The sequence below is a fragment of the Dolichospermum sp. LEGE 00240 genome, assembly GCF_015207875.1.
Lineage (GTDB): Bacteria > Cyanobacteriota > Cyanobacteriia > Cyanobacteriales > Nostocaceae > Dolichospermum > Dolichospermum gracile.
On the sequence record NZ_JADEVZ010000027.1, the window covers coordinates 1 to 18,768 of the forward strand.

Below are 18,768 nucleotides of genomic sequence, written 5' to 3' on the forward strand. Positions count from 1 at the left end.
GACCCCGCCCCTACAGGTTTTATAATTGATTGTTAAACAAAAATTGTTACAATCTAATTCAGAAAGTGTAAAATCGGAGATAGATGGTACAAAATATCGTACAAACGATAGACTTATTAGACATCTCCAAAAAAGAATGTAGAGATGTTCCATGGAACGTCTCTACAAGGATTCTAGGATACGCATATTTAATTTCTGGAGATGTCTATTAAACTAAACACACTGATATTCTAAAATCATGAAAGCATCTGCTAAGTTCGACTTTGAAGACGAAAAATTTAACGCCCCACCGTCCCAAGTGATTCCCTGGGGTTTAATGGTCAATCCTCGGTATGGTACAGATGGTTTACAAAGCTATGGTTTAGCGATTAGCCGCGATAATGCTCAATCCGTTGGGTTTCAGCCAGATGATAATTGGCAACAGGTGGAACATGAATTTAGTTCTGGAGAAGTAGAAACAATATTTATTACTACTACTCCTCGATTGGTGATTGTGCGTCGTGGACCGTTATCAGTGCAGGATCGGGAAACTAAGATTAGACTAGGTACATACAAAGATTACAAAGAAGAGTTTTTAGCTGATAAACTTAAATTTAAAATTTATACTCGCCATTTGATTTTTTTAGTTGGTGAAGATAAAAAGTTTTTGCATCAATCACCTCTGCAATTAACTCTGAGTGGTTCACCCGGCGCTAGTTTTGGTAAAAATTACGCTGAATATCAACAAGGGCGAATTACTGGCGGTTTTGCTGGGGAATTGGAAAAAGCTTATGCTGGTTTTCAAAATAAACCACTAACGCCTAAAGGTCCTTTATTCCATGCTCATGGAATTTTTTGCCCGATCATTGAACCGGAGGAAAGAGGAATAGAACCGAATATTGCTTTGGTTGCTTCAACTGTAGATTATAAACATCCCACAGTTTCAACTTTAACAGATTATATGATTGCCTCAGACTCTCCTGAGTCGGAAATCATTTGTAAGGCCTTTGAAGAATACAAAGAATTTGGTAAGGAAGTAATTAAACCAGAGGCTTCTAAGGTAGAAACATCGGGTGCTACCAATTCTTATGTGTATGCAGATGACGATGAATTTGGTTATCCACCTTATTAATTTCTAGCAGGGAGCAGCGGGCAGAGCAGGGCTGTTTCATTCCACAAGACGAAGAAGTTTGTCAATATCGTGAGAGATAAATCTCTGGGCAATTGTCACGGGAGTATAACCATTTTGACGAAGGATATTAATTGCGATGGATCTGACTAATGATGGCGAGATTTGCCGGAGTATTGCCCAAACGGATTGTGGAACTGTCTTCTTTGAAAACAACATCTTCACTCGATGGAGGCAATTTTCGATGTTCCCAGTTATGAGTTCCTGTTCCCTTTTCTCAACTTATCGGTTTAGCATAACAAGTACCGAATAACCTAAATATATTACACTATGGAGTGGCAAACCTTGGATCATTAGACATCTCCAGAAATTAAATATGCGTATCCTAGAACCCTTGTAGAGGCGTTCCATGGAACGTCTCTACATTCTTTTTTGGAGATGTCTATTGATTATAACAAAACCAAGATATAACCCTTTGCGTGAGACTAAAATTCATACCCTTAATCAGCAACGCCTAAGAATCATAGATCCCAGATTTGCATGAACAGAACAAGAATATGCAGACATCAAGCTAGAAGGTGTTTAGAACTCCGAATTCTCAGAGAATTCAGGGGTCTGAATAAATCAGTAAGAATTTTTCCGGCTACCAATCACCAAGTGACAAACTTAGTTAAAATAATCAACTAACCTCAAAACAGAAACCAGCCGAAAACTCATGGCAGATCAAATGCAGTGGACAAATGCCCTATCAACCCGTCCTTCCTTAGAAGCGGCTATTACAGATGTCGTGGAACAAGCTGTGGCATCTTTAACAGCACCAGCGGATTTAGGGCTGATATTCATTTCTTCTGCGTTTATGAGTGAGTATTCCCGACTTTTGCCTTTATTGGCGGAAAAGCTTTCTGTACCTATATTAATTGGTTGTAGTGCTGGGGGTGTCATTGGTAGGAAACAGGCAGGAGAAACGGAAGAAATAGAAGCAGAACCAGCCCTGAGTCTGACCTTAGCCCATCTTCCTGGTGTCGAAATCCGACCTTTTCATATTGTGGCGGAAGAATTGCCAGATTCCGATAGTTCTCCTACTGCTTGGATTGATTTAGTAGGTGTATCACCTTCAGTTGTTCCTCAATTTATTCTCTTGTCGAGTCCCTTTGCTTCAGGAACAAATGATTTGTTGCAGGGGCTAGATTTTGCTTATCCTGGTTCGGTGGTGGTAGGAGGACAGGCCAGCAGCGGCTTTATGAATGGTCACGTGGGGTTATTTTGTAATGATCAGTTATATCGGGAAGGGACGGTAGGTATAGCTTTAAGTGGCAATATCGTCTTAGATACTATTGTTTCCCAGGGGTGTCGTCCTATTGGTGAACCGTTGCAAGTGACAAAGGCGGAACGAAATATTATTTTAGAGTTGGATGAACAAGTGCCTTTGATGGTGTTGCGAAATTTAATTAGTAGTTTGACTGAAGAAGAAAGGACTTTGGCACAACATTCTTTATTTGTGGGTTTAGCAATGGATGAATTTCGGCTAAATTTACATTCGGGGGATTTTTTAATTCGCAATGTTTTGGGAGTAGATCCTAATGCTGGAGCGATCGCAATTGGCGATCGCATTCGTGCCGGTCAAAGGTTACAATTTCATTTGAGGGATGCCGAAGCATCCGCCGAAGATTTAGAAATTTTACTCCAAGAATATCAAAGTGAAAATGCCGGACAACCTTCTCCTGTAGGCGCTTTGATGTTTACCTGTTTAGGACGAGGAACAGGACTGTATGGCAAACCTAATTTCGATTCTCAACTGTTTAGCCGTTACATCCAGGACATCCCAATGGGTGGCTTTTTCTGCGGTGGTGAAATTGGTCCAGTCAGCGGCAGAACTTTCCTCCATGGCTATACTTCTGTATTTGCTATTTGTCGTTCTCTTGGAGAATAGGTGACAGGTGACAGGTGACAGGTGACAGTAAAGAGGTATTAATGACCAATGACTAATGACCAATTAAAAGTGTACTGTGATTATCAATTAAAGCCGTATTCCCATCATTAACCGCGCTATATTCTTCAATGTAACGACGGACATTAATTGGAAAGTGTGGATATTCTAACATGGCATCGCCATCGGCAATAGTCGCCCAAAAGTCCCGTAAACTGGGGGCTAGGGTTTGTGCCTGTGCTAGTGGTAAACTTAAAGGCGGTAAAGTCAATAATTTGAGGACAAAAGGATAAGAGCGATCGCCCATCCATTGCCGTGATAATGTTTGTAAATTGGGAAAATCTGGAACTGATTCCACACGATGAGAAACAACTTGTAACGATTCACTACCCAATTCATCGCGGTTAAATTCCAACACCCGATAAGGATGAGGATAGCTAACTAAAGAACCAGTAGTAATATCATAAATTCCGTCTGCACAAGCCACATCTTGAACGTGCAAATGTCCTGTAAATACTAACTTAACTCCATAACGTTGTAATAATTGCCGAAGTTCCCAAGCATTTTCCAGCATATAACGATTTGCCATCGGATGACGGGATTGATTCGGTAAATGTTCAACCACATTGTGATGGATCATGACTAAAACCAATTCATCCTCAATCCCTGCTAACTGCTGTTCTAACCACTGGAATTGCTGACTATCCAACCGTCCTATCTGCTGACCTTGATCATCAAATGAGTTAGAATTAAGACCAATTAACCTCACTCCTGGAAATATTTGCTGATTATAATAATGTTGTTGAGGATTTTCATAACCAAACTTTTGGTAGAAATAGGGAAAATCTGCAAAGCTAATTGATTGTTCATTGGCGATTAAAACAGGGACATCATGATTACCAGGAATAACATAAGATGGAAAAGGTAACTGTGATAATCTGTTTTGTAACCAACTGTGATTCGCTGATTCACCATGTTGGGTTAAGTCTCCAGGGATCAACAAAAAATCTAAATCTAATTGGGTTAAATGTTCTAATACACTATCAAAAGCCGGAATACTCACTTCCACCAAATGAAAGCGACTAGGGTGATCCCAGATTGTTTCAGGAAGCGCAATGTGTAAGTCGCTAACGATAGCAAAACGAAAATTGAGTTTCATTGATTTTAAGAAAATGTTAAAAATAAAGTTGCAAAGATTCTTTTTCTCAAAGTATAACTCTCACTGTGTATACCTGTGCAGGAATATTTAGACTTAATAATATTTGTATACATTTGTTTAAAATTGTTGTTTTTTAGGAGCGTAAATTTTGTCACCTGTTCGAGTTCGTCAGCACGTAAACCCCCTGGCAAGTAAATTCCAAACCCCAACCGCTTCTCCAGAATGGGAAAAGATTTATATCCGACAAAACCTACCTCTACACTTAGATATTGGTTGTGCGAGAGGGAGATTTGTCCTGAAAATGGCACAAATAGAACCAAATTGGAATTTTTTAGGATTAGAAATCCGAGAACCCCTAGTAGTCGAAGCCAATAGAATCCGCGACGAAATGGGGTTAACAAACTTGCATTATGTATTTGCAAATGTGAATAATTCCCTAGTTTCCTTATTATCAACTTTACCATTAGGAAGCTTACAAAGAGTTACAATTCAATTTCCTGATCCTTGGTTTAAAAATCGCCATGCGAAACGCCGGGTAGTCCAACCAGAATTAGTCACAGAATTAGGGAAATATTTAGCAGTGGGTGGTATTGTTTTTCTGCAATCTGATATAGAATTTGTAGCAGTAGAAATGTGCGATCGCTTTCATGAACATCCTGCATTTGAGAAGCTAGGAACAACAACATGGTTAGCCCAAAATCCTCTCCCTGTCCCCACAGAACGGGAAATAGCCACTCAAAACAAAGGTGAACCAGTATATAGGGCTTTATTTACAAAGAAAACTGAAATTTTAGAGCCTGGGGTAAATGAGCAATCGTACAGAAACTTACGCTCAGGCTGTAACCCTTGCTAGATTAAGCCAAACACGATTAGACTTGTTTGAGTATATATATGATCATCCCTTGAAACCGTGTTTAAAAGTGATAAATTACTAACTTTTGTTTTAATGGGTGATGTTGATTAACTGGTTAAACACCAAACCGACTTAATCCAACTCAAAAGCCAAACTCTCTAATCTCAAAATAACGTAGTATACTGGGGTTAATCGTATTTAACCGAAAGATGAAATACCTAACCCCAGAACAAGTTGACAAACAATTTGGCTATCACCCTAAGACAACGGCAGAATGGGCTGACTTAGGGAAAATAGAATGTATTTCCCTGGGGGACATCGGAGATATCCAGAGTCAGCATTCATCAAAACAGTCTCAATGGATAAAGAGAGGGTTCTTTATGCCCGTGTCAGCACAAAAACCCAGTTGTTAGACCTTGACACACAAATAGATTTTTTAGGTAAAACTTACCCAGGATGCCGGGTCGTCAAGGATGTTGCCAGTGGTATGAACTGGAAGCGGAAAAACTTTCTTAAATTAATGACTCAAGTTGCCCAAAATCAAATCTCTGAAATTGTCGTGGGACATAAGGATAGGTTATGCAGATTTGGTTTTGAGTTTGTTGAGTGGTTTTGCAATCTTCACGGCTGCAAAATTGTCGTGGTGAACAATGCCAAGCTATCACCGCAGGAAGAGTTGATGCAGGATTTTATGGCTATCATGCACTGCTTTTCTTCCAAGCTTTACTTCCTTCGGGCTTACAAGAAAAAGATAGCCGAAGAGCAAAATATTCATGAAATAAATAGTAGTCAATACGAGTTAATAGGTGTATAGTAGTAAAAGACGTAGCAAACCAAGTCCATGAAACTCAAAGCAAAGAATCAGTTAACCGTTACGAGAATCGCTATTTTAGGTTTTTACAAAACTAAACATATATCGTTTTTATTATGTTTACCTACTTACTAAAAGTAGATGAGGATTCAAAAATATCACAGCATTCTCTTAGAAGAGAATATGTGAAAACTATCAGTAATTATATTAATTGTAAGGATTTACAAGCAAATTATGATTTTCTTTTTAATGAAAGTTTACTAGCTAGATATTTAGTAAATAGAAACGACATTTTAGAATGTAGTGCTAGAGAGTATTATAGCCAATACACTGATAAAGATTTTTTAAAAATCCGTGATAAATTAGAACAAATTAAAATACGATTAGAACAAGCGCAGAAAAAACACAAAGCGGGTAAAAGCAGTAAAAAATAATTAGTTATTTGGCGTTAGCCATAGGGTACAGAATGTAAATTCAAAGCCAGATAGCAAGCCAGTTTTACTCCTGATTCCTGCTATGTCTTTCAACTAACGAATTAAACCAGCCCGTTGAAAGATAGTATGAGGAGTGATTTCTAATCCTGGTAATATTTCATGACTACTGGGCGGGGAAGCCCCGCCCTGAATTATGCTGTATCAAGAAACTATCCTTGAGACATAAATTAAGCACCACGTCTTAGGGATGCTTCTACTTGCTTGAATTCAGCATCCAGACGTTTTTTCAGCTTTTCAGGAACGGGACGATTAGGATAAGAACTGTAATGTCCTGCAAGGGAATTGAGGGCTGTTCGCATGGTGGTAAAAGAGTTAAGAGCCAAAACAGAAGTATTCCGTTGGTAGCGAGCCGAAAAGTCATTGATTTTTTGACGGGCTTCTGCTTCAAGTTCGGCTTTATTTGGAGAATCTTGAGGTAATTCTAGGGTTTGTCTCAACGTATTGACTACAGTTAAGGTATCTTGACGATAATCCCCGGTTAAACTATCTGGACTACCAGCACAGCCAACTAAACCGATAACTAAAACTAAAACTAGAGAAAGCAGACGCGACCAATAGCTTTTCATAAGCATTAAGTAAAAAAGAACAAGTAAATCAAAATCCATCCTATCTTGAATCGGTATATGGGGAATAGGTCAGTTGTCTCGTTCCCATAATCTGTATGGGAATAAATTCTATAAGGCTCTGCCTTTTCAATAATACTATGAGGCAGAGCCTCTATGATTGCATTCCCAGTCAGAGACTGGGAACGAGATAATTACCCATTACCCATTAGCCGATATAAAGTATCCCGTTGTTGATAGGGTCTTTTCAAAGAAGTTATTGCATTTTGTAAAGTTTCTACTTCCATGCAAGTACCACCCACAGCCCCAGCCATTGTGGTAATGTGTTCTTCCATTAATGTGCCACCTATATCATTACAACCCCAATTTAAGGCTGCTGTAGCACCATCTAGTCCCAGCTTTACCCAGCTTGGTTGGTGATTGGGGATGTAATTTCCCAGATAAATTCTGGCTACAGCGGTTAGTAATAGGGAATCAGCTAAAACAGGTTGGTCTCTTCCTACCTTTTTGCGTAGGGATTTGGGGGCTTCTTGACCAACGAAGGGTAAGACAATAAATTCGGTAATTCTTGCAGGATAGCCTTTTTCTATGGCTGTTTGTTGGAGCGATCGCAATTTTTCTAAATGGCCAATTTGCTGTTCTGGGGTTTCAATATGTCCAGACAATATGGTACTCGTAGTGGGTACTCCTAATTGATGGGCTGTACTGACAATTTCTAGCCAAGTGGCTGTATCAATCTTTTCTGGACACAGTACCCGTCTGACTTCATCATCTAGCACTTCTGCGGCTGTTCCGGGCATAGAACCGACACCAGCATCTCGCAAAGCTATAATCACATCAGTATAGGAAATTCCATCTAATCTGGCGATAAATTGGACTTCTTGGGGAGAAAAAGCGTGTAAATGGAGGTGGGGAAATTCGTCCTTGATGGTTTTTACCAGTTTGAGATAATAGGGTAAAGACTTACCATTAATTTGCGCTTGTGGGTGCAATCCCCCTTGCATACATATTTCCGTTGCTCCTCGACGCACTGCATCTGTAGCTTTTTCCAAAATCTGCGCCGAATTTAACCAGTAAGCATCCGAATCACCATCATCCCGGCGGAATGCACAAAAACTGCAATGTTGCTCACAAATGTTAGTAAAATTAATATTACGATTAATTATGTAAGTAACAGTATTACCAACTTGTTTCTGACGGAGTTGATTTGCTGTAGACTGAATTTGAGCGATCGCCTGTGGATCAGTTTGTTTTAGTAAAAATACTCCATCATCAGGGGATATATCATCCTCTGTCAAAGCCGATTGCAGAATAGATTCAAAAGTTATAGTAGTCACAGGTGATTAAATATAAGTAGGTTGGCGTTGAAAATTGTCCTTATAGCAAGGCAAGAAGCAAGATTAAAGAGATTTTCAGCGATTTTATGTTTCTTTACACAGTTTAGTTTTATTGTGTTCACCTACTTAAACAACTCGTTTAATTTCATAATAAATTGAAATTTGTAACTTTTAAATGTTATTTAACTGATAAACACCATTGTCTTAGAGAATCTTTGTTAAGAGATTATAAATCGCGGCTACACAGACGAAATCTTTCTCCGCTGGTTAATATTAAGGCGTATTGAGTTCTGTAAGCTCAAAGTCCAGACTGCGGCAACAAAAATCAAATAGGATTCCTGTACAATTATAATCCATTAAGTGTTTTAAATACTTTTTTGACAACACAATTTTTGGTAAACTAGAATCGGGAGGATATTAAGTAATATTGCTTATTTTATATATATATAAAAAGTCCCATTTATACTTTTATGGCTGATAGTATAATGTTCATTGATAGCTTGGAGAATATTTATTCTCAATAGATCCAAAGATTTGAATTGAGCAGATGAATGTTTACCGAATTTTTTCTCTAAACCATTGGTGATATATTTTATCAACATTATACGAGCTTTCTGAATTGGTGATTTCTCAATATTTAAATTACTCTCATTTAACCCCAGATTTAAATAGTCATTATCCAGAAGAATTGTCCTAAAGTATCCTGTGGTTATTTTTTCTAAAAAGCTATTTTTATTATTTTTTCCAGTTGCTATCATTTGTCCTCCATTAAATGAATCATATTCAAAAGACTTTCCAGAAAGATAGCAGATAAAGATGCTATTATGTATACACAATACAGAACCATCTTGCTGTGCCAAAAAAGAGGCATCTATACGATTTATCTGTTCTTGTTTTGCCAGATCAGGCAAATGGATAATTTGGTGAATACTATCTATAATCATTATCCGTGTAGATATTAGGATACTCAAGCTAATAACTAGGGGGAAAATTTTTGCGAATTTACTTTTGGAATCTAGATAAGAAAGAATTACACCTAGCACTATAGAAAGACTAATAAATGTATCGAAATAGATATTAATATTAGTCCCTAACCCTCCAGAAAAATAGATGCCTGTACTAATAGATATAACTAAATATAGAGCAGTAATTCTGAGTTGTAAATGTCTGGCAGCATAAGTTATACCGATAATTGCAAGAATAAACGGAATAAATAACTTGGTTAATAACAAATCTACACTATTTACAATCTGTGGAATACTATATACACGGCTACCAGTAAGCATTACTTCATGAATAAAATTGCTACCAGATATATTGATACTAATTAAAATAAAACCGCTGGTAATCAAGCCTAAGTAAATCAGCCATTTGAAAAAATCTGGACGTGAAATCAAAAAAAGTTCGATAGTTATAGCCAATGGTAAGGCAATTAAATTGTGTTTTATAAAAATACCCACTGCCATTAGTGCTGCCACTATCAATAAATGATATCTGATTTTAATAGGTCGTAAATAAATTAATAACGCTAATATAATTGGTAAATGCCCTAATAGTTGAGGGTCATTCATGCCTATATAAACTTGAGCCACTGTCGTGAACAAACTTAGGCAAAATATTCCCGAAAAAACAGCATAATCAAGGTTTTTAATTAAAATATTCACTATAGAAACTACCATTATTATTATTATTAACAAAGATAATAACGATAGATATCTTCCTGCCAAAATAGGATTATGAATTAATTTACTAAGACCGCCGACAATATAGAAAGAAAATGGAGGATAGTTAACTGGAGTCCATTGTTGTTGCCAGTTATAAAGCAATTCTCCTGAATTTACTCTAGTCAGATGGTAGGCATTCCAAGCTTCATTATAATTTATGAAAATCCCTGAGAAATTTATGCGATAAATAGGGTAAAAAATCAATAACAATGTTATTATTGATAGTAAGCCAATACTTAACCAATAGTTAACCTGTGAAGCTAAAAATTTTTTCAAATATAAATTCATATTCAAATGAAATTATTGTAAATTTTTTAGAAACTTACTTTTGATTTTCACAAAAATAAAGTACCATTATATCTTTATTGAGATAATATGCAACATAAATATTTTCATATTTTTTTTGACCGAGAATCACTTGATCTTTGACAAACTATGACGCTTGACAAATTTACCATCAAGCCTTATATATATCCACATATATGCTTTCCTAAAACTTAAAATTTACCAATTGCTTCTATCGTGTCAAAAGTATTGTAATCTATGGAGAGTCAACCTTTATAGGCGATTTAGCAAGTTAAAATTTACTGTTGATTTTATGACCATTAACTCATCTAAGTCTTTATTAGCAGTTCCTATTGGTGCATTGAGGATTGCTGAATTTACACCCAAAGAAATAGCCGAAAACAATGCCATTTTCCTATCTTTAGTCATTCCTACTTATCAAGAACGTGACAATATCGAAAATGTGATCAATATATTAAGTGGGTTATTGGATAAAACTATTCCTGGTAATTATGAACTCATTGTAGTAGATGATGATAGCCCTGACCGAACTTGGGAAATAGCACAATCTCTGATTCCAGATTATCCCCAATTATGGGTCATGCGTCGTCAAGAAGAGAGAGGACTATCTTCAGCAGTAATACGTGGCTGGCAAGCGGCTAAAGGGCGTGTATTAGGCGTGATTGATGGCGATTTGCAGCATCCTCCAGAAGTATTAACACAACTGTTACAGAAAATAGAAGCGGGGGCTGATTTAGCCTTAGCTAGTCGTCATATAGACGGTGGTGGTGTCAGTAGTTGGAGTGTAATTAGACGCTTTTTATCCCGTGGGGCGCAGGTACTAGGACTAGTGATTTTACCGGGAGTTTTAGGGAGAGTTAGTGACCCAATGAGTGGTTATTTCATGGTACGACGAAGTGCGATCGCTAATACCACACTTAATCCTATAGGCTATAAAATTCTTTTAGAAGTCATTGGTCGGGGACAGGTAGGAGAAATTGCTGAAGCCGGTTATGTATTCCGCGAACGGACAGAAGGAGAAAGCAAAGTGACGTGGAAACAATATGTAGACTATATTCAACACTTAATCAGATTACGGTTATCTACTGGGAGAATAGGAAAAATTAGTCAAAAAGTCAACTTTCCCATTGGGCGGTTTCTCAGATTTGGTGCAGTGGGATTTAGCGGCGTATTTGTGGATTTAACCATATTTCACATTATGCGTACCGTAATTAATTTGGGTTTAACTCGCAGTACAATCTTATCTGCCGAAGTAGCAATTCTCAATAATTTTCTTTGGAATGATTTGTGGACATTTGGGGATATTTCCCGGAAACAGACAGGAAAGCACCAGCGTTTCAAAAGATTCCTGAAATTCAATATGGTCTGTTTAGCAGGGATAATCATCCAAACATTAGTAGTCAATTTCCTTTTTAATAGCTTGGGGATGAACCAGTATATAGCTAAATTAATAGCGATCGCAGTAGCCACAATTTGGAACTTTTGGGTTAACCTAAAACTAAGCTGGCGAGTCACAGAAGTAAAATAATTTTTGGGAGTCAGGAGTCAGGAGTCAGGAGAAAAAGAAGAAGAAGAAAAGATTTTCTATTCTGAATCCTTGAAATCCATTCATCTGCGTTTATCCGCGTTCATCTGCGTTTAATTATGATTAGGTTTTTTCTGCTGATTAAACAAACCCGACATACTCATACCCGTCACCAACAAACCGATTAATCCAAAACCATTCAAAATTGGATAAATTCCCTGTAAATGAAAAATTTCCCCAGTATGAATTTTCAACATTAATCTAGAAGAAAGCCCAATATTAACAGACCATTCCCCGATAATAGTTGCTAACATTCCCGTTAAAACAGTTAAGAAAAGTGGGACACAAACAATAATGCCAATAATCCGATGATATTTACGAAATGCTTTTTTCACAGTAATCCTCCAAAGATTATTAAACGCAGATGAACGCAGATAAACGCGGATGTTACCTTTGCGCCTTTGCGTGAGACATATTATTATCTACGTCCCCAAACCTTCAATCCTTCAAACCACAAAATACTCAATACCCCAGAAGTGAGACTAACTAATAAATCATCAAAATGAAGAACAGAGAACCGGAATAAATGACGTAACACAGGAACATACAGCACCAAACCCATAAACACCACAGCACCAGCCAACACCCACCAAAGTGCCGCATTAGGAGTGCGTAACATTTCGGGAATAGTCCGCGACCAAGAACGATTACTCAAAATCATACTCAAATTCGAGACAATTAGGGTAGTAAAAGCCAAAGCACGGGCATCAAATTCCCCATGTCCAGAATAAAAAGCCACAGCAAATACAAGCAGTAACACCACTAACACACCTATCCCTTGCAGCAGTGCTAATCTCAAAGTTCGACGACTGAATAAGGACTCTCTGGGATTACGGGGTGGACGGTTCATGATATTGCTTTCTTCTGGTTCAGCCTCAAATACTACAGTACAGGCAGGGTCAATAATTAAATGTAGAAAAGCAATGTGGATAGGCAATAATACCAGCGGCCAATGAAATATTACCGGAATCAAGGACATTCCCGCAATGGGGATATGCACCGCCAAAGTATAAGCCATACCTTTTTTCAGGTTATCAAATACTCGCCGTCCTAGCCTCACAGATTGGACAATGGCGGAAAAATCATCATCTAGCAAAACTAAATCCGCAGCTTCACGGGCGACATCTGTTCCCCTTTCACCCATAGCAATACCGATATTTGCGGCTTTCAAAGCTGGGGCATCATTCACACCATCTCCAGTCATAGCCACGATTTCACCGCAGCGTTTCAGGGCATTGACAATTAGTAATTTTTGTTCGGGAACAACCCGCGCAAAAATATTCACAGTTTGAATGCGAGATAGTAACTCCCCTTCTGGGATTGTTTCCAGTTCTGACCCGGTAATTACTTCTGTGGCAGGTTTTAAACCGATTTGGCGGGCAATATTTTGGGCTGTGGCGGGATAATCACCTGTAATCATCACCACTCGGATACCAGCAGTGTAACACTCGGCAATGGCTGGGGCGACAGTTGGACGGACGGGGTCAGCCATACCTAGCAGTCCCAAAAAGGCAAATTCAAAGTCATGCTGGGCTTCAGGGAGAGATTTGAGGGTTTTGTTTTTTTGATGTTGGCCAATAACTTTGGCTACACCTAAAACACGCAAACCAGCGATCGCCATTTTATTAATCTGCTGTTCCAAATCTTGCCTTTGTTGGGTGTTAAAATGACAAAGATCAGCGATCGCTTCTGGCGCTCCTTTGGTAGCAACTACCAATTTATCTGCTGGAGATTGCCACACACAAGACATGGCTAATAATTCACCTGTAAGGGGATATTCTCGCAATGTTTCCCAGTCTTGATGTAAATGTTCTGTTCTAGCTAAATAATCATCACCCACTTGTTTCAGGGCTTTTTCCATGGGGTCGAAAGGGTCTTTGCGACTGGCTAAAATCCCAAATTCGATTAATTCATGAAAAGTTTCCGGCAGGGCTTCCCGTTCATGGAGGGCAACATCGTAAAATTGCGGTGTTAATGTTGTTGGCTGATACACAAATAATTGCTGAACTGACATCCGGTTAAAAGTTAGCGTTCCAGTTTTATCTACACAAAGAACAGTCGCAGAACCCAGTGTTTCTACTACAGGAACACGCCGAGTTAACACCCTAGCCTGGGAAAATCTCCAAGCCCCCAAAGCCAGGAAAATTGCCAGGACCACGGGAATTTCATTCGGCAAAATTGCCATCGCCAGCGCCAAACCTGCTAAAATTCCTTGTAGCCAATCGTTCCTTGTTGCAGCGTAAATAACGATTACAGCTACACAAATAGCGATCGCTACAAAGGTCAATTTACTGACAATTTTTCGAGTTTCCCGCTGCAAAACCGTGTCTTCGGATTCGACAGTTTGCAAGGCTTTACCAATTTTACCCATTTCCGTCTGCATACCTGTGGCATAGACTTGGGCAATTCCCTGACCTTGAACTACTAACGTTCCCGAATAGACAAAAGGTAGATCTTCACCACCAGGACGATGCTGTGTGGCGGTTCTCATCGTATTTTCTAAATCGGTGGTATCCTGTTTGCGAACGGGTAAAGATTCCCCAGTTAACAAAGACTCATCAACGCTCAAATGGGTAGACCACATCACCACAGCATCAGCAGGAACTCTATCACCCTCTGACAAAACAATCACATCTTCTCGAACTACTTCCCGTCCAGGAATTCGTTGACGTTTGCCATCACGAATAACTAATGCGCGTGGACTAGAAAGATCCCGTAATGCTTCCAGAGATTTTTCTGTTTTTTGTTCTTGGTATAAGTTGATGCCGACAATAAAAAAGATGAAGCCTAGTAAAATGAAAGCTTCCTGAGCATCACCCAAAAACAAGTAAATAATACCACAGCCTAATAACAGGAGGAAAATTGGCTCTTGGAAGATTTCTAGGGCAATTTCCCAGATTTGGCGATGTTGGGTAGATGGTAACTCATTATATCCTTCTTCTTGGAGGCGATCGCTTGCTGCTGACACAGATAGCCCCGTAATAGATTGGAGTTCGATTTTATGAGTCATGATAAAAGTTTTGTTTGAGTGGTTACATATCGTGTAAACTACATATAGCGATCGCCAAAAAATCCCCAAAATTTATCTTAAAAATCTCTTAAAACTGTTATTCTGAGCAGAGCGTTCCCACTCATAGGCTTATGACCAAGCTGCCCTATTAGAGGCGACACCAATACCAGTATCCGCCACTTCCATAACTACAAAATCATCCCATTTAACGATTTTTATCCTGACCAGACCATCATTAGACTGATATTGCAAAGTATTTCCCAGCAAATTGCCAAGTTGCACTTTCCAAGTTCTTGACATTTGCTGTTTTATCTAGGAAATATTAGCGGTACAAATCAAAATATCCATTAGGAGTTGACAATGAAGAATTTCCAACCAATGTTAATTATTGCAAGTATTAGCTTACTGACTTTAGTAGGTTGTAACAATCCCGAACAAGCTTCCACAGAAACTACTCCAGCAGCAACTTCCAATTCCACAGAACAAGTCCCAGGACAAAAATCCACAACAAGTAATGCAGGTTTACTTGCTGTAGTCTCCAAAACAAAAATCGCAGTTACATCTGGGAATTTTGTCCAAGCTAAAAAAGAATTTGACAAGTTTGAAGATGCTTGGAAAGAAGTAGAAGATGGCATCAAAGCTAAATCTCGTGATAACTATGAAGCTGTAGAAAAAAGTATGGATGAAATTTCAGGAGAACTCAAAGCTGCTAAACCCCAAAAAGATAAGTTATTAGCATCCTTAAAATTATTAGAAAAAACTATTGATACTATTTCCAACTTGAGTTTGGACTAAATTGACTTCCATAGCCTGAAACCCTTACTAGACAAGCATTGGAACTTACGAATCTAAAGGAGACTTCTAAAGCCTGAAACCTTCTCTCAGCTTGCGTCTGAAGCTTTAGCCGAATAAATTAGTCCAAACTCCAGTTCCAAGTCTTAATAAACTCTCAAATTTAATAATTTTGAATCGGACAACATTTAAAGATAATCTATTTTCATCACAATACTGTTCGGTTAAGCCTAAAAAGTCATTATCCGGCAGGTTGGGTGGTGGAACGTAAACCTATCCCTGACGGGAGATGTTAGCCATAGTGTGGCGTATCCCTGCGAACTGCTTGCAGCAGCGCTTCGCTATCGCCGGAGGCATCAGCCACAATCCAACATTATCAAGAATTTTGTTGGGTTTCGCTGTCGCTCAACCCAACCTACATTTCTTTAACAATCGCTGAAAAATTCTTTACTCTTGCCTCTTGCCTTGCTATAACATTTTCATCCTGTTCATCCTGCCATCCTGGATAAGCTGTTACGCAGCTAAATTTGATAACCATAATTTACTTGAACTTTGTAGTGCGGGCATCTTGCCCGCTAGAATTATACAAACTAAATGCACAACAGCTTATCCTGATTCTGACAATAAAATTCACGAAAAAGGTTTCAACCATTTCCATAAAATAGCAGTATCGAGAGCAAAAGCAGCCAGAGAAAACCACAATATACTTTCTCCTGCTAAGATTAAAAAAGGCAAAACCGAATTATTTAGATGCCAACCAACTTCTATTTGAGTTAATCCCCGCACTAAACCAAAAGCCCAAATACCCCCAGTTTTGAGGTGAGGATTGGCATCTACACGGATAATATAACGATAGGTGACACCAAATAGAAACCCAGAAAACCCGGCTATGACACCATTTAATAACATCTGTAAATTTACTATATCAATTTTATCATAAGTAACTATTGGAAAATACTTATCTAACCAAAAAACATTAATAAAGCTGGTACTAAGAAAAGCTAAACCTAAAGATATGCTGCCAATTACTCCCGCTTTCAGGGATTCTAACCGTTCTGCCATTAATTCCATAATTTTTCTAACTCTCCTATCAATCTAGTTAATGAATCCACTGCATTTTCCCAGTATGATGGATATTAGAGCCGTTTTGTAATTATTTGAAAAGTAGAACTATGATTTTGACACTGGGTTGGGTATCGCTGTTGGTTGTGTTTACTTGGTCTATTTCTATGGTAGTTTGGGGACGCAACGGACTATAGAGGCATCGTGGAAAGTCCATTTTTGGGTATTTTAGCCTTATTTGGCGTGCTGCTGCTAGTAGGAGTCACTGGTGGTGTTGTTTATTTAACATTAGCAGACTGGCGCGATCGCCGTCGTCTCGAAGACGAAACCCGCGAAGCCCGACGTAGCACTAGCAAGCGAAAATGATTCTATTGCAGCTTATGTATAGCTGTATTTTGCGTTAAAAAGTGTTTATGTAGGGATAATAACTATTTCTATCCCTACATAAATTATACTTATATACAAGGGAATTTATCTATGAGAATGTAGATGGACAATGGGTTTCGGCGTGATCAACCAAAATAAGCGATCGCACCTGAGTTCGGTGTTAGGAGTTTCTCCTTCGGAGACGCTACGCGAACAGAGTTATGATTTTTTCACCGAGATCATCAGGGTTTGAGACTCATATTTGGGGCAGTTTTCCAAAAATTATCTTATGTCGAACTCAGGCGATCGCAGTTTTACCGAAGATCCTACCCAACTTTATATCATTATTTCTCTGCGTCAAATGAAATTCAAGAAATATAGAAAAAAATATACCTGTTTATAGCCAGAAACTACAAACAAGTACAATTAAAAATAACAGTAGTTTATTAAAAAAACAAAATTATTAGTCGTTATCCCACTCTTCACGTCCGATTAAATCACCGATGCGATCGCGCAGTAAAAAATCACATTTCTCTAATTCACATTCTACACAAACCCACTCTCTAGCCGGGATAAACTGGCAAAGTGTATATATTGGTTGTTGACGACCAACCATTCCCCTCTCCACCAGTCGGCGTGCTTCGTCCTGAATAACATTCAGAGAGTAGTAATTGTAATTGATAGAAGGCACCGTATTCACAGTCATGGTTTTTTTCTCACAAAATTACATCAAAAATACATTTAGATAGCGTTCCCGTTATGCACGAGGAACAAACATGGCAATAATTAAACCTGTGTCCAGGGTTTTGTAGTTTGCTATACGGAACTATTATCATTTTGACGCTATACACCTCCAAATTATCTAAAGAAATGTTAAGTTTGTCAACAAAGGATGACATTCATGGTATTTCAACTTCATATTCCTAAGATAACAGCAGTTAAGTTTACTAATCAAACCTAGATATTTACATTTTTAACATTAACTTGTATTAAAATTATTAAAATCATACTAAATTTGCTTTAGCGTTAACTTTATTAGCATATATAAGTCTATGATTTTTGACCTCTATCCTAAGACACAAGATTTGCAATACCCATAACTCTCCAAAAATAGGGAATCAAGGCATTCCCTATTATCCCCACCTAGAGTGCTTTAACTAGCAACAAGTTCCAAATTTATTTATATTTTGGTTAACTTTGCATTAATAAATCATTCAGCCATCTCTTCTACTACCCCATCCACACTTGCTGATGCTCGTTGTTGCTCCAGTTGGTTTAATAAACTCAGCACCTTAGTACCTCGTTCTATAGAACGATCTTCCACAAAGATCACTTCTGGAGTCCGTCTCAATCTGACTCTAGCCCCCAATTCACTGCGAACGTAACCCGTAGCTGACTTTAAACCAGCCATTGTTTCCGTTTTCGCTTCCTCCGTTCCATAAATACTCACAAAGATGGTAGCGTGTTGTAGATCCCCAGAAACATCCACATCGGTAACACTGACCATTCCCGTACCCACACGGTCATCCTTAATACCGTTGAGTAGCATTTGGCTAACTTCCCGTTTAATTAATTCAGCAACGCGGGAAACGCGGCGATTTGTAGCCATATAAATTCCGCCTTCTCACAGAGGTTTAATAACATGATTCTAAACGTAAATGAAAGTGGACG

General features: G+C 38.4%; 19 protein-coding genes. 9 read left to right on the forward strand and 10 right to left on the reverse strand.

Features of this window, described 5'->3' with window-relative positions:
* Positions 1 to 238: 238 nt before the first annotated feature.
* On the forward strand, positions 239 to 1,111 hold the full coding sequence (locus tag IQ226_RS11075; RefSeq protein ID WP_193895347.1) for a DUF5895 domain-containing protein: 873 nt from the start codon (positions 239 to 241) through the stop codon (positions 1,109 to 1,111).
* 712 nt (positions 1,112 to 1,823) lie between these two features.
* Positions 1,824 to 3,038, forward strand: coding sequence for an FIST N-terminal domain-containing protein (locus tag IQ226_RS11080; RefSeq protein WP_193895349.1), 1,215 nt, complete (start codon positions 1,824 to 1,826; stop codon positions 3,036 to 3,038).
* Positions 3,039 to 3,090: 52 nt separating this feature from the next.
* Here the strand turns inward: IQ226_RS11080 and IQ226_RS11085 are convergent, their stop codons facing one another.
* Positions 3,091 to 4,194, reverse strand: a complete 1,104-nt coding sequence (locus IQ226_RS11085) for a metallophosphoesterase (RefSeq protein WP_193895351.1) — start codon at positions 4,192 to 4,194, stop codon at positions 3,091 to 3,093.
* A gap of 148 nt (positions 4,195 to 4,342) precedes the next feature.
* Here IQ226_RS11085 and trmB point away from each other — a divergent pair, with 148 nt between their 5' ends.
* From trmB to IQ226_RS11100, 3 genes are all read left to right on the forward strand, one after another.
* Complete coding sequence (trmB, locus tag IQ226_RS11090; protein ID WP_193895353.1) at positions 4,343 to 5,047, forward strand: tRNA (guanosine(46)-N7)-methyltransferase TrmB; 705 nt, start codon at positions 4,343 to 4,345, stop codon at positions 5,045 to 5,047.
* 358 nt (positions 5,048 to 5,405) lie between these two features.
* A complete protein-coding gene (locus IQ226_RS11095) occupies positions 5,406 to 5,861 on the forward strand; it encodes an IS607 family transposase (RefSeq protein ID WP_255539959.1) in 456 nt (151 codons plus the stop codon).
* Between the two features lie 113 nt (positions 5,862 to 5,974).
* Positions 5,975 to 6,292, forward strand: a complete 318-nt coding sequence (locus IQ226_RS11100; RefSeq protein ID WP_193895354.1) for a hypothetical protein — start codon at positions 5,975 to 5,977, stop codon at positions 6,290 to 6,292.
* A 227-nt stretch (positions 6,293 to 6,519) separates the two neighbouring features.
* Here the strand turns inward: IQ226_RS11100 and psb27 are convergent, their stop codons facing one another.
* From psb27 to IQ226_RS11115, 3 genes are all read right to left on the reverse strand, one after another.
* Complete coding sequence (gene psb27 / locus IQ226_RS11105; protein ID WP_027402160.1) at positions 6,520 to 6,918, reverse strand: photosystem II protein Psb27; 399 nt, start codon at positions 6,916 to 6,918, stop codon at positions 6,520 to 6,522.
* Positions 6,919 to 7,109: 191 nt separating this feature from the next.
* Positions 7,110 to 8,252, reverse strand: a complete 1,143-nt coding sequence (cofH, locus tag IQ226_RS11110) for a 7,8-didemethyl-8-hydroxy-5-deazariboflavin synthase subunit CofH (protein WP_193895356.1) — start codon at positions 8,250 to 8,252, stop codon at positions 7,110 to 7,112.
* Positions 8,253 to 8,683: 431 nt separating this feature from the next.
* Entirely contained in the window at positions 8,684 to 10,252 is a 1,569-nt protein-coding gene (locus tag IQ226_RS11115; protein WP_193895358.1) for a glycosyltransferase family 39 protein, read from the reverse strand.
* 322 nt (positions 10,253 to 10,574) lie between these two features.
* On the opposite strand from IQ226_RS11115, the gene IQ226_RS11120 reads away from it, so the two are divergent.
* Positions 10,575 to 11,810 (forward strand): glycosyltransferase, encoded by a 1,236-nt coding sequence (locus IQ226_RS11120; RefSeq protein WP_193895360.1) that lies wholly within the window; start codon positions 10,575 to 10,577, stop codon positions 11,808 to 11,810.
* Between the two features lie 110 nt (positions 11,811 to 11,920).
* Here IQ226_RS11120 and IQ226_RS11125 read toward each other — a convergent pair whose 3' ends face one another.
* The 3 genes from IQ226_RS11125 to IQ226_RS11135 form a co-directional block, all read right to left on the reverse strand.
* Positions 11,921 to 12,202 carry a peptidase gene (locus IQ226_RS11125; RefSeq protein ID WP_193895362.1) on the reverse strand — a complete coding sequence of 94 codons (282 nt, stop codon included), beginning with the start codon at positions 12,200 to 12,202 and terminating at the stop codon, positions 11,921 to 11,923.
* An 83-nt stretch (positions 12,203 to 12,285) separates the two neighbouring features.
* A complete protein-coding gene (locus IQ226_RS11130) occupies positions 12,286 to 14,877 on the reverse strand; it encodes a cation-translocating P-type ATPase (RefSeq protein ID WP_193895364.1) in 2,592 nt (863 codons plus the stop codon).
* A gap of 129 nt (positions 14,878 to 15,006) precedes the next feature.
* A complete protein-coding gene (locus IQ226_RS11135; protein ID WP_193895365.1) occupies positions 15,007 to 15,177 on the reverse strand; it encodes a sensor histidine kinase in 171 nt (56 codons plus the stop codon).
* Positions 15,178 to 15,237: 60 nt separating this feature from the next.
* Between IQ226_RS11135 and IQ226_RS11140 the strand changes: the two genes are divergently transcribed.
* Entirely contained in the window at positions 15,238 to 15,672 is a 435-nt protein-coding gene (locus tag IQ226_RS11140; RefSeq protein ID WP_193895366.1) for a DUF4363 domain-containing protein, read from the forward strand.
* A 627-nt stretch (positions 15,673 to 16,299) separates the two neighbouring features.
* Here the strand turns inward: IQ226_RS11140 and IQ226_RS11145 are convergent.
* On the reverse strand, positions 16,300 to 16,740 hold the full coding sequence (locus IQ226_RS11145; RefSeq protein WP_193895367.1) for a hypothetical protein: 441 nt from the start codon (positions 16,738 to 16,740) through the stop codon (positions 16,300 to 16,302).
* Between the two features lie 101 nt (positions 16,741 to 16,841).
* Between IQ226_RS11145 and petN the strand changes: the two genes are divergently transcribed.
* Both petN and IQ226_RS11155 read left to right on the forward strand, forming a co-directional pair.
* Positions 16,842 to 16,928 carry a cytochrome b6-f complex subunit PetN gene (gene petN / locus IQ226_RS11150; protein ID WP_013189847.1) on the forward strand — a complete coding sequence of 29 codons (87 nt, stop codon included), beginning with the start codon at positions 16,842 to 16,844 and terminating at the stop codon, positions 16,926 to 16,928.
* A 7-nt stretch (positions 16,929 to 16,935) separates the two neighbouring features.
* Complete coding sequence (locus tag IQ226_RS11155; protein ID WP_193895368.1) at positions 16,936 to 17,097, forward strand: hypothetical protein; 162 nt, start codon at positions 16,936 to 16,938, stop codon at positions 17,095 to 17,097.
* A 463-nt stretch (positions 17,098 to 17,560) separates the two neighbouring features.
* On the opposite strand, the gene IQ226_RS11160 is transcribed toward IQ226_RS11155, so the two are convergent.
* The gene (locus tag IQ226_RS11160) at positions 17,561 to 17,803 is read right to left on the reverse strand and encodes a DUF4327 family protein (RefSeq protein WP_028091717.1); all 243 of its coding nucleotides are present in this window, start codon (positions 17,801 to 17,803) and stop codon (positions 17,561 to 17,563) included.
* 504 nt (positions 17,804 to 18,307) lie between these two features.
* The gene (gene rbfA, locus IQ226_RS11165; protein WP_193895369.1) at positions 18,308 to 18,706 is read right to left on the reverse strand and encodes a 30S ribosome-binding factor RbfA; all 399 of its coding nucleotides are present in this window, start codon (positions 18,704 to 18,706) and stop codon (positions 18,308 to 18,310) included.
* Between the last annotated feature and the right edge of the window lie 62 nt (positions 18,707 to 18,768).

What these genes read in the sequence shown, in the direction of transcription:
- IQ226_RS11075 (WP_193895347.1), top strand. Translation starts at nt 239, where the DNA reads ATGAAAGCATCTGCTAAGTTCGACTTTGAAGACGAAAAATTTAACGCC.
- IQ226_RS11080 (WP_193895349.1), top strand. Translation starts at nt 1,824, where the DNA reads ATGGCAGATCAAATGCAGTGGACAAATGCCCTATCAACCCGTCCTTCC.
- IQ226_RS11085 (WP_193895351.1), bottom strand. Translation starts at nt 4,194, where the DNA reads ATGAAACTCAATTTTCGTTTTGCTATCGTTAGCGACTTACACATTGCG.
- IQ226_RS11095 (WP_255539959.1), top strand. Translation starts at nt 5,406, where the DNA reads ATGGATAAAGAGAGGGTTCTTTATGCCCGTGTCAGCACAAAAACCCAG.
- IQ226_RS11100 (WP_193895354.1), top strand. Translation starts at nt 5,975, where the DNA reads ATGTTTACCTACTTACTAAAAGTAGATGAGGATTCAAAAATATCACAG.
- psb27 (WP_027402160.1), bottom strand. Translation starts at nt 6,918, where the DNA reads ATGAAAAGCTATTGGTCGCGTCTGCTTTCTCTAGTTTTAGTTTTAGTT.
- IQ226_RS11120 (WP_193895360.1), top strand. Translation starts at nt 10,575, where the DNA reads ATGACCATTAACTCATCTAAGTCTTTATTAGCAGTTCCTATTGGTGCA.
- IQ226_RS11130 (WP_193895364.1), bottom strand. Translation starts at nt 14,877, where the DNA reads ATGACTCATAAAATCGAACTCCAATCTATTACGGGGCTATCTGTGTCA.
- IQ226_RS11135 (WP_193895365.1), bottom strand. Translation starts at nt 15,177, where the DNA reads ATGTCAAGAACTTGGAAAGTGCAACTTGGCAATTTGCTGGGAAATACT.
- IQ226_RS11140 (WP_193895366.1), top strand. Translation starts at nt 15,238, where the DNA reads ATGAAGAATTTCCAACCAATGTTAATTATTGCAAGTATTAGCTTACTG.
- IQ226_RS11145 (WP_193895367.1), bottom strand. Translation starts at nt 16,740, where the DNA reads ATGGAATTAATGGCAGAACGGTTAGAATCCCTGAAAGCGGGAGTAATT.
- petN (WP_013189847.1), top strand. Translation starts at nt 16,842, where the DNA reads ATGATTTTGACACTGGGTTGGGTATCGCTGTTGGTTGTGTTTACTTGG.
- IQ226_RS11160 (WP_028091717.1), bottom strand. Translation starts at nt 17,803, where the DNA reads ATGACTGTGAATACGGTGCCTTCTATCAATTACAATTACTACTCTCTG.
- rbfA (WP_193895369.1), bottom strand. Translation starts at nt 18,706, where the DNA reads ATGGCTACAAATCGCCGCGTTTCCCGCGTTGCTGAATTAATTAAACGG.